A 10,145-nucleotide genomic window follows, 5' to 3' on the forward strand; every position below is an offset into this window, starting at 1 on the left:
CCCGCCGCGGCTCGGGGGCCTGACCGGCCGCGCCCGGGTCCTGCACGCGGACGAGGCCTCGCTGGCCGCCCGACTGCCGTACGCGGACGTGCTGTTGGTGTGGGACTTCACCTCGGACGCGGTGCGCCGCGCCTGGCCGGGCGAGGGGCCGCGGCCGCGCTGGGTGCACACCGCGAGCGCGGGCGCGGACCATCTGATGTGTCCCGAACTCGTCGCCTCCGACACGGTGGTGACGAACGCGCGCGGCGTCTTCGACCAGCCGATCGCGGAGTACGTCGCCGCGCTCGTCCTGGCCCTGGCCAAGGATCTGCCGCGCACCCTGGAACTCCAGCGCGAGCGCTCCTGGCGCCACCGCGAGACCCGGCGGATCGCGGGCACGCGCGCGTGCGTGGTGGGTTCGGGGCCGATCGGGCGGGCCGTGGCGCGGACGCTGAAGGCGCTCGGGATCACCACCGCGCTGGTGGGCCGCGAGGCGCGCCCCGGCGTGCACGCCGGCGCCGAACTCGACCGGCTCCTGTCCCGCGCCGACTGGGTGGTGTGTGCGGCGCCGCTCACCGACGCCACGCGCGGCATGTTCGACGCGCGGCGCTTCGGCATGATGCAGCCCTCCGCGCACTTCATCAACATCGGGCGCGGGCCTCTCGTCGTCGAGGACGACCTGGTGGCCGCCCTGTCGAAGCGGTGGATCGCGGGTGCGGCCCTCGACGTCTTCGCGCACGAGCCGCTGCCCGCCGACAGCCCTCTGTGGACGGCGCCAGGGCTGCTCGTGTCCCCGCACATGAGCGGCGACACGGTCGGCTGGCGCGATGAACTGGGCGCCCAGTTCGTCGAGTTGTACGAGGCGTGGGAGGCGGGCAGGCCGCTGCGCAACGTGGTCGACAAGGAACGCGGCTATGTCCCGGGGCCCTGAGCGCACGCCCTGATCACGACGGCACTGATCACAACGGGCACTGATCACCACTAGGAGGCTGGATGTCCGAGCTGACGGATCTCACCGCCGTGCAACTGGTCGACGGCTACCGCAAGGGCGATTTCAGCCCGGTCGACGCGGTCCGTGCCGCGCTGCGGCGGGCCGAGGAGGTGCAGCCCGCGGTCAACGCCTTCGTACGCGTCGAGCCCGAGGCCGCGCTCGAACAGGCCGAGGCGAGCGCGGGGCGGTGGCGGCGCGGCGAGCCGCAGGGGCTCGTGGACGGCGTGCCGGTGTCGGTGAAGGACCTGCTCCTGATGCGCGGCGGCCCGACCCTGCGCGGATCGAGGACCATCCGGCCGGAGGGGGCATGGGAGGAGGACGCCCCTTCGGTGGCGCGGCTGCGGGAGCACGGCGCGGTGTTCATCGGCCGCACGACGACCCCGGAGTTCGGCTGGAAGGGCGTCACGGACAGCCCGCAGAGCGGTGTCACCCGCAATCCGTACGACACCTCGCGCACCTCGGGCGGCTCCAGCGGGGGCAGCGCGGTGGCCGTGGCGGTCGGCGCGGGCCCGCTGTCGCTCGGCACGGACGGCGGCGGCTCGGTGCGGATCCCGGCGGCGTTCTGCGGGATCTTCGCGCTGAAGCCGACGTACGGCCGGGTGCCGCTGTACCCCGCGAGTCCGTTCGGGACGCTCTCCCATGTGGGGCCGATGACGCGGGACGCGGCGGACGCGGCGCTGATGATGGAGGTCATCTCGGGCCCCGACCCCCGGGATTGGTCGCAGCTCGGTGCGGTGGCGGAGGGTTTCCGCGCGGGCCTCGACGGCGGTGTGCGGGGGCTGCGGATCGCGTACTCCCCCTCGCTGGGCGGCCAGGTCGCGGTGCGGCCCGCCGTCGCCGCGGCCGTGCGGCGCGCGGTGGAGTGCCTGGCGGCGCAGGGGGCGTACGTCGACGAGGCCGACCCGGACTTCTCGGAGCCGGTGGAGGCCTTCCACACCCTGTGGTTCAGCGGGGCGGCACGCGTCGTGCAGCACATGTCGCCCGCCCAGCGGGGGCTGCTCGACCCGGGGCTGCGGGAGGTCTGCGCGCAGGGCGCGCGGTACAGCGCGCTCGACTACCTGGCGGCGGTCGACGTCCGCGCGGACCTGGGGCGACGCATGGGCCACTTCCACGCGACGCACGACCTGCTCGTCACGCCGACGCTGCCGATCACCGCGTTCGAGGCGGGGGCGGAGGTGCCGAAGGGCTCGGGGCATCGGCGGTGGACGGGGTGGACGCCGTTCACGTACCCCTTCAACCTCACACAGCAGCCCGCGGCGACGGTGCCCTGCGGGGTGGACGAGGAGGGGCTGCCGATCGGGGTGCAGATCGTCGGCCCGCGCCACGCGGACGCGGTGGTGCTCCGCGCGGCGCATACGTTGTACGAGGCGGGGGTCGGCCACATCGCGCCGCCCGCCGTCGCCTAGGCCCTTTTGAAGCTGAGCGTCTCGCCCTGCGCGCCCGCGCGCCACAGGTCGTTGCAGGCCTCGGCCATCCGGTCGAGGCCTTCGACGACCTGGCCCCAGACGATGCCCGGGACCCAGCCGACGTCGCCGTTCAGGAGCAGGTTGTTGCGTTCGTAGAAGAGGGCGAGGTCGACGACGGTGGTGCCCGCCCTGACGTCGGCCTCCGGTTCATAGCCGTACGCCTTTGTCCCCAATTCCGTACCGGAGAAGGAGAAATAGCAGAGATCCCCCGGAATGGGGGTGACTGTCGGGTTCTCCAGGGGCGGTTCGCGGTCCGCGAAGGCCGGGAAAAGGGCGTAGATCTCATTGCGGGCGTATTTCGCGTGATAGACGTCCGAACCGAGCGGAAGCGCCTCCCACACCGCCGCGCAGGTCACCGGGGCCCGGTCGTCGAGCAGCTTCGCCGTGCACTGAACTCCCCGCTTGGCGAGGGAGACTTCGATGAATCGGTCTGCCATGTCTCCCATGCTCCTCCGGGGGTCAAGACCACAACGATCCCATCAGGGGCCGGAATTCACCGGCATATCTCGCGTCGACTCGGGTAGCCGCGCGCCCATGGCTCCACCACTTGGCAACAACGAGGGATTCACCGGCAGATCCGTCCGCCGCCGTGCCCTGCTCACCGGAGCGGGCGGGGCGGCGCTGGGCGCGTTCGGGGTCTCGGCATGCAGCCGGGTCCCGGAGGAGGGGAAGGTCGAGGGGGGCGATCTGCTGGAAAGGCTCCGCGACGCCGGCACGGTCAGGATCGGTGTCGCGGGCGAGGTCCCGTTCGGATATATCGACGAGGACGGCGAGGTCACGGGCGAGGCGCCGGCCATCGCCAAGGTCATCTTTCCCCGCCTCGGCGTGAGCGAGGTCAAGGCGGTGCCCACCAAGTTCGGGGCGCTGATCCCCGGCCTCACCCAGGCACGGCAGTTCGACGTGGTGTCGGCGGGCATGTACATCAACCCGACGCGGTGCGAGCAGGTCCTCTTCTCCGATCCCGACTATCTGATGCTCGACTCCTTCATCGTGAAGAAGGGCAATCCGCACGGCATCAAGGACTACGACGACATCGCCGAAAAGGGGCTGAAGCTGGCGAGCGGCACCGCCTACGCGGAGATCGACTACGCCAAGGCCGCGGGGGTGAAGGACGTGCTCGTCCTGCCCGACCAGGTGGCGGGGCTCGACGCCGTGGCCCAAGGCCGGGTCGACGCCTTCGCCGGCACGAACGTCACCGTCCGCACGGTGGTCAAGGGGAACCCGCGGGTCGAGGCGACAAAGCCGTTCCAGCCCATGGTCGACGGCAAACCGGCGTACGGGGCGGGCGGCTTCGCCTTCCGGCTCTCCGAGAAGAACCTGCGGGACGCCTTCAACAAGGAGCTGCACAAGCTCAAGGAGAGCGGCGAACTGCTGCGGATCGTCAAGCCGTTCGGCTTCACCGAGGCGGAGATGACCGATCTGACCCTGCGCAAGCTGTGTCCCCCGGCGAAGGGCCTCTCCTCATGATGTCGTCGGAGTTCTTCGGCAACTGGTTCCTGCCCGGAATCTGGATCACCGTCCAGGTCACCCTCCTCAGCGCGGCCCTCGCCTTCGTGATCGCCTTCCCGATCGGTGTGCTGCGCACGAACCGGCTGTGGATCGTGCGCTTCCTCGCCGGGGCCTACTTCGAGATCTTCCGCAGCACGTCCTCGCTGGTCTTCATGTTCTGGATCGCGTTCACCGTGCCGCCGGTCTTCAACATCAGTTTCCAGCCGATGTTCGCGGGCGTGCTGGCGCTCGGCATCACCTACGGGGCGTACGCCTCCGAGATCGTGCGCGGGGCGCTCGCCGCGGTGCCGCCCGCACAGCGCGAGGCGGGCATCGCCCTGAACTTCACCCCGGCGCAGCGGCTGCGCCGCATCGAGCTGCCGCAGGCCTGGCCGGAGATGATCCCGCCGTTCAACAACCTGCTGATCGAGCTGCTCAAGGGCACCTCCCTGGTCTCCCTCATCGCGGTGGCCGACATGACGTTCGCCGGTGATCTGCTGCGGCTCGTCAAGAACGAGAGCGCGCCGATCTACACGCTGCTGCTCGCCCTGTACTTCGTCTTCGCGTTCGTCCTCACCCGCGGCATGCGGCTCCTGGAGCGGCACGCCAAGAAACGGATCGGGCAGGCGCCCGAGAAGACGGGTCTGTTCAGCGGGATGCGCGCTAAGTCGTCGATCGATGCCGTCACCGGCACGGGGGGTGCCAAGTGAACTGGAACTGGTCGCACGTCGACGACTTCATGCCGCTCTTCTGGGACGGCGTGGAGCTGACCCTCAAGGCGCTGTTCTTCGGCACCCTGATCGCCTTCTCGCTCGGTCTGGTGTGGGCGATCGCCCAGCGCTCGGAGAAGAAGTGGATCCGCTGGCCGGTCACGGTCTTCACCGAGTTCATCCGGAACACCCCGCTTCTCGTACAGCTGTTCTTCCTGTTCTACGTGGTTCCGGAGTGGGGCCCCTCGATGTCGCCGCTCACCACGGGCATCGTCGGGCTCGGGCTGCACTACTCGACGTACACCTCGGAGGTCTACCGGGCCGGCATCGAGGGCGTGCCCGACGGCCAGTGGGAGGCGGCGACCGCGCTCAGCCTCTCCAAGCGCCGCACCTGGACGGCGGTGATCCTGCCGCAGGCGGTGCGCAGGGTGATCCCCGCGCTCGGCAACTACGTGATCATCATGCTCAAGGAGTCGCCGCAGATGGCCGCCATCGGCGCGCTGGACATGCTGGGCCAGGCCCAGGGTTTCAGCCAGGCGACCTTCACCTACGAGGCGATCAGCGTGGTCGGTGTCGCCTTCATCGTCATCGCCTACCCGGCCTCTGTCCTTCTGCGAGTTTTGGAGCGACGCCTTGTCCGCTGACAGCAGCACCTCCCAGGAAATCCCCAACCCGGCCGTCGACGGCAGCGAGCTGATCCGCTTCGACAAGGTCGTCAAGCGCTACGGCTCGAACACCGTCCTGGACGAGCTGGACTTCTCCGTCGCCTCCGGCAAGCACGTGACGCTGATCGGCCCTTCCGGTTCCGGGAAGACCACGATCCTGCGGCTCCTGATGACGCTGGTGAAGCCCGACCAGGGCACCATCAGAGTCGGCGACAAGTACCTCACGCACGAGGAGCGGGACGGCAAACTCGTCCCGGCCGGCGAGAAGCACGTCCGCGAGGTCCGCAAGAACATCGGGATGGTCTTCCAGCAGTTCAACCTCTTCCCGAACATGAAGGTGCTCAGGAACATCACCGAGGCGCCCGTCACCGTCCTCGGCCTCTCCAAGGACGAGGCCGAGCAGCGCGCCCGCGACCTGCTCGACCTGGTCGGCCTCGGCGACCGCTGCGACGCCTACCCCTCGCAGCTCTCGGGCGGCCAGCAGCAGCGGGTCGCCATCGCGCGCGCCCTGGCGATGCGCCCGCAGGTGCTGCTTTTGGACGAGGTGACGTCCGCGCTCGACCCGGAGCTGGTGGCGGGCGTCCTCGACGTGCTCCGCGACATCGCGCACACCACGGACATCACGATGCTCTGTGTGACCCACGAGATGAGCTTCGCCCGGGACATCTCGGACCAGGTGCTCATGTTCGATTCGGGTCGGGTCATCGAGTCCGGGCCGCCGGAGAAGATCTTCACCGACCCCACGCACGAGCGGACCCGGGAGTTCCTGAGCGCGGTGCTGTGACGCTGACAAAGGCGCCGTGACAGTGGCGACGGTGCTGTGACGTTGGCATATGCCATGGTGGCGCGTTCCTGCTGACACGGTCGGAGCGCGCCACCAATCTGCTCAACATCCGCTCCCTATGCACCACTTGGCGGCTATCGTGGGACGAGCCCGACTGTCCGGAACCATTCCACGCAGGGGGAAGCCGTGGCGTTGAAGCACAAGGCGACCGCGCCACAGGACTCCGTCCAGAGCGCCCTGCGGGTGCTCGAAATCGTCAGCCGGCACGGCTCGGGCGTCACCACCGCCGGACTCGCCCGCGAGACCCGCCTGCCCGCCACCCGCCTCGCACCCCTGCTCCGCATGCTGCGCCGCGAGGGCTATGTGGAACAGACCACCGAGGGGACGTACGTCACCGGGGAGTCCCTGAACCGCCTCGGCTCGGCCCACCGCCACGACGAGGCGCTGCGCGAGAAGCTCCAGCGCACGCTGGAGGGCCTGCGCGACTCCATCGGCGCCGCGGTCTACATCAGCCGCTATGTGGACGGCGAGGTCCGCGTCACCGACTTCGCCGCCGGACCCCGCACCCCCGCCGTCAACGAATGGGTGGACTTCCGCTCCTCCGCCCACGCCAGCGCGGTCGGCAAGAGCCTGCTCACCCAGCTCGACGTGAACGGCCGCCGTGACCATCTCTCCCGCCACAAGATGGCCCGCCTCACCTCGCGGACGATCACCAACGAACGCGTCCTGCTGAACCGCCTCGCGGCCCAGCCCGCCACCGTCCCGGTCCTCGACCTCCAGGAGTACGCGGTCGGCACGGTGTGCGCGGCCGTGCCGATCACCGCGGGGTCCTCGGTGGGGTGCCTCGCGCTCTCCCTGCCGGTGGAGCATGCGCACCGCCTGCGGGAGGCCGCGGATACGTTGAACCGGCGGGCGGCGCCTGTTCTGCTGTCCCTCGCCATCTGATCTCTCGCGCGGGTCCGTCGCGGCCGGTCGCGCCGTTCCCCGCGCCCCTTCGGGGCGCTGGTCAGGAGCACCCCTTCGGGTTAGGTATTATTTACGTGTCAGCAGGCGCCGCTAGCTCAGTTGGTTAGAGCAGCTGACTCTTAATCAGCGGGTCCGGGGTTCGAGTCCCTGGCGGCGCACTTGCGAATGCCGAAAGGGCGTTCCCGGTCTTCCGGGGACGCCCTTTCGCGTATGCCCCCGTGGGCGCCCTCTCTCATACGTCCCCGCCGCCAGGGTGCGGTTTCCCGCACCCCAGCTGGACGGCAACCCCCATACCGCCCCTGACCTGCACTTTCTAGCGTTGCCCCTATGGACCTCATGACACTCGCGCTCCCCCAGGAACCCGCCGGCGGCATCGCCGGCTGGGCCGCCGACCTCGTCGACGTGATGGGCGGCCCCGGAGCCGGGCTCGCCATCGCCCTGGAGAACCTCTTCCCGCCGCTGCCCAGCGAGGTGATCCTGCCGCTGACCGGTTTCGCCGCCGGGCAGGGCGTGATCAGCCTGTTCTCCGCGCTGTTCTGGACCACCCTCGGCTCGGTGACCGGCGCGGCCGCCCTCTACTGGATCGGCGTCCTCTTCGGGCGCGAGCGCATGCACGCCCTGTGGGGGAAGCTGCCGCTGGTCAAGGCGTCCGACCTGGAGCGGACCGAGGCGTGGTTCGCCAGGCACGGCACCAAGGCCGTCTTCCTCGGCCGGATGGTGCCGATTTTCCGGAGCCTGATCTCCGTACCCGCCGGTGTGGAGCGGATGCGGCTGCCGGTCTTCCTCGCCCTGACCACGCTCGGCAGCCTGATCTGGAACTCCGTGCTCGTCATGGCCGGCTACTGGCTCGGCGACCAGTGGGACGTGGTCGAGACGTATGTGGGGCTCCTCTCCAAGGCCGTCCTGGTGCTCGTCGTCGCGGCCATCGCGGTGTACGTGGTGGTCCGGGTGAGGTCACGGAACCGGCCCCGGGCGGGCGCCGAGGCCCGCCACCGCCGCGCCGGATAGGGGTCGGCTAATGTCGGACGGCGTGAAGGAGCCCGTCGCCGCCCCGTTCTTGCTCAGGGTCCTCGGCGTGCTCATCGGCTGCCTCACCGCCCTGCTCGGCCTGGTCTACTTCACCGTCGCCGGGACCGCCCTCGGCCCCTTCCTGCTCTCGCCGCCCACCCGCGCCCGCGCGCACGCGCTGCTCGCCTCGGGCGCGCGCAGGCTCACCGCCCTGGAGCGGCGGCGCCGGTCCGTCTTCTTCCACGACACGTTCCCCGACCACCGCGCCTCCGACCGGCAGATCCTGCGCTACCTCGCCATACGTACGTACTCCGGACTGCTCTGCGCGGTCGTCGTCGGCCTCGTCGACTTCGGCGCGGTCCTCGCGGGCATCTTCGCGGTGTCGCTCGCCACCCACTCCTCGATGACCTGGGTGGACGTCCTCAGCCAGGTCGTACTCGGCGGCACCCTGCTCTTCCTCGCCGTGCAGGGGCTGCGCGCGCTGACCGACCAGGACGCCCGGCTCGCCCGCGAGTGCTTCGGCCCCTCCGAGCGCGAGCTGATGCAGCGGCGCATCGACGAGCTCGCCACCAGCCGTGCCGCCGTGGTCCGGGCGGTCGACGTGGAGCGGCGGCGCGTCGAGCGCGATCTGCACGACGGCGTCCAGCAGCGGCTCGTCGCGCTCGCCATGCTGCTCGGGCGGGCCCGGCGCGGCCGCACCCCGGAGCGGGCCGACGCGCTCCTGGCGCAGGCCCACAAGGAGGCCCAGGAAGTCCTCACCGAACTGCGCGAGGTCGCCTGGCGGGTCTACCCGAGCGCCCTGGACAACCTCGGCCTGCGCGAGGCGCTGGGCGGGGTGTCGGAGCGGTGCGCGCTTCCCGTACGCATGGAGTACGACGTACCGGATCCGCTGCCGTCCACCGTGGAGACCGCCGCCTACTTCGTCGTGTCGGAGGCCGTGACCAACGCCGCCAAGCACTCCGCGGCCGAGGAGATCTCCGTGCGCGTACGGGCGAGCGGGGCCCGCCTCACCGTGCACGTCCAGGACAGCGGGGTCGGCGGCGCCGATCCCGAAGGCAGCGGACTGACCGGGCTGCGCAGCCGGGTCGCCGCGCTCGACGGCACCCTGCACGTCGACAGCCCCCTCGGGGGGCCCACCACCATCACCGCGGAGCTGCCGTGCGCGTAATCCTCGCCGAAGACTCGACCCTGCTGCGGGAGGGCCTGGTCCGGCTGCTCGCCGAGGAGGGCCACCAGGTCCTCGCCGCCGTGGGCGACGCCGACGCGCTGCTCGCGGAGGTCGAGGCGCGGTCGCCGGACGTCGTCGTCACCGACATCCGCATGCCGCCGGACCACACCGACGAGGGCCTGCGCGCCGCTGTGCGGATCCGCGAGCGGCGCCCCGAGATCGGCGTGCTCGTCCTCTCCCAGTACGTGGAGCGCAACTACGCGACGCAGCTGCTCACTTCGAGCGCCGAGCGGGTCGGCTACCTCCTGAAGGACCGGGTCGCGCAGGTCGAGGAGTTCCTGGACGCGCTGGAGCGGGTGCACGCGGGCGGCGCCGCCATCGACCCGGAGGTCGTACGGCAGTTGCTGATCCGCACCACGCACAGCGACCCGCTGACCCGGCTCACGCCCCGGGAGCGGACGGTCCTCGAGGCGCTTGCGGAGGGCCACACCAACGCGGCGATCGGGCGGAAGCTGCACATCTCGCTGAGCGCGGTGGAGAAGAACCTCAACGCGATCTTCGACAAGCTGGGGCTCTCCCGGACCGAGGGGTACAGCCGCCGGGTGCTGGCGGTTCTGCGGTACCTGGAGTCCTGAGGTGCCTTGTGCCTTGTTCGCGGGGCCCGTGGCGCGGCTACGAGAGTACGACCCCGTCCATGACCAGCGCCGCCGCGAGCCCCGCTGCCAGGAGCCAGGTGCCGAGCCTGGTCCGGCCTCGGCGGCTCAGCTCGATCACTCCGCCGCAGAGGATGAGCAGCAGCCCGTAGACCCCGACGACCAGCACGGACGACCGGCTCGCCAGCCGCAGCGCGAGGACGACCGCCGCGCCGCCCATCAGCAGCGAGGCCGCGGCGATGCGGGCGCGGCCTCGCTGCTGATGGG

At 70.8% G+C, this 10,145-nt stretch carries 12 protein-coding genes and 1 tRNA gene; 11 read left to right on the plus strand and 2 right to left on the minus strand.

Translation table 11 applies throughout. The annotated features are described in order from the left end of the window. Both GKQ77_RS19590 and GKQ77_RS19595 read left to right on the plus strand, forming a co-directional pair. The coding region (locus tag GKQ77_RS19590; RefSeq protein WP_219690219.1) for a D-2-hydroxyacid dehydrogenase at nt 1-910 on the plus strand (910 nt) is incomplete at its 5' end. Between the two features lie 62 nt (nt 911-972). Continuing rightward, the gene (locus tag GKQ77_RS19595; protein WP_219690220.1) at nt 973-2,376 is read left to right on the plus strand and encodes an amidase; all 1,404 of its coding nucleotides are present in this window, start codon (nt 973-975) and stop codon (nt 2,374-2,376) included. On the opposite strand, the gene GKQ77_RS19600 is transcribed toward GKQ77_RS19595, so the two are convergent. Further along, nucleotides 2,373-2,873 carry a DUF3830 family protein gene (locus tag GKQ77_RS19600; RefSeq protein ID WP_219690221.1) on the minus strand — a complete coding sequence of 167 codons (501 nt, stop codon included), beginning with the start codon at nt 2,871-2,873 and terminating at the stop codon, nt 2,373-2,375. The two genes, GKQ77_RS19595 and GKQ77_RS19600, sit on opposite strands and share 4 nt — an antisense overlap. 97 nt (nt 2,874-2,970) lie before the next feature. Here GKQ77_RS19600 and ehuB point away from each other — a divergent pair, with 97 nt between their 5' ends. The 9 genes from ehuB (at nt 2,971) to GKQ77_RS19645 (ending at nt 9,860) form a co-directional block, all read left to right on the plus strand. After that, complete coding sequence (ehuB, locus tag GKQ77_RS19605; protein WP_219690222.1) at nt 2,971-3,903, plus strand: ectoine/hydroxyectoine ABC transporter substrate-binding protein EhuB; 933 nt, start codon at nt 2,971-2,973, stop codon at nt 3,901-3,903. After that, nucleotides 3,903-4,634 (plus strand): ectoine/hydroxyectoine ABC transporter permease subunit EhuC, encoded by a 732-nt coding sequence (gene ehuC, locus GKQ77_RS19610; protein WP_206302929.1) that lies wholly within the window; start codon nt 3,903-3,905, stop codon nt 4,632-4,634. Before ehuB ends, ehuC begins: the two co-directional genes overlap by 1 nt. Continuing rightward, entirely contained in the window at nt 4,631-5,278 is a 648-nt protein-coding gene (gene ehuD / locus GKQ77_RS19615; RefSeq protein WP_219690223.1) for an ectoine/hydroxyectoine ABC transporter permease subunit EhuD, read from the plus strand. Before ehuC ends, ehuD begins: the two co-directional genes overlap by 4 nt. Then, a complete protein-coding gene (ehuA, locus tag GKQ77_RS19620; RefSeq protein ID WP_219690224.1) occupies nt 5,268-6,083 on the plus strand; it encodes an ectoine/hydroxyectoine ABC transporter ATP-binding protein EhuA in 816 nt (271 codons plus the stop codon). The genes ehuD and ehuA overlap by 11 nt, the downstream gene beginning before the upstream one ends. Before the next feature lie 186 nt (nt 6,084-6,269). After that, on the plus strand, nt 6,270-7,028 hold the full coding sequence (locus GKQ77_RS19625) for an IclR family transcriptional regulator (RefSeq protein WP_219690225.1): 759 nt from the start codon (nt 6,270-6,272) through the stop codon (nt 7,026-7,028). A gap of 105 nt (nt 7,029-7,133) precedes the next feature. Beyond that, nucleotides 7,134-7,207: transfer RNA gene (locus GKQ77_RS19630), tRNA-Lys, on the plus strand. A gap of 169 nt (nt 7,208-7,376) precedes the next feature. Then, entirely contained in the window at nt 7,377-8,057 is a 681-nt protein-coding gene (locus GKQ77_RS19635) for a DedA family protein (protein ID WP_219690226.1), read from the plus strand. Nucleotides 8,058-8,067: 10 nt separating this feature from the next. Continuing rightward, entirely contained in the window at nt 8,068-9,225 is a 1,158-nt protein-coding gene (locus GKQ77_RS19640) for a sensor histidine kinase (RefSeq protein ID WP_219690227.1), read from the plus strand. Then, nucleotides 9,216-9,860: a response regulator transcription factor gene (locus GKQ77_RS19645; RefSeq protein ID WP_219690228.1), complete on the plus strand. Its 645-nt coding sequence runs from the start codon at nt 9,216-9,218 to the stop codon at nt 9,858-9,860. The genes GKQ77_RS19640 and GKQ77_RS19645 overlap by 10 nt, the downstream gene beginning before the upstream one ends. 37 nt (nt 9,861-9,897) lie before the next feature. On the opposite strand, the gene GKQ77_RS19650 is transcribed toward GKQ77_RS19645, so the two are convergent. After that, nucleotides 9,898-10,145 (minus strand): hypothetical protein (locus tag GKQ77_RS19650; RefSeq protein ID WP_219690229.1); only part of this gene is annotated, 248 nt, incomplete at its 5' end.

The organism is Streptomyces anatolicus (assembly GCF_019400875.1).
GTDB lineage: Bacteria > Actinomycetota > Actinomycetes > Streptomycetales > Streptomycetaceae > Streptomyces > Streptomyces anatolicus.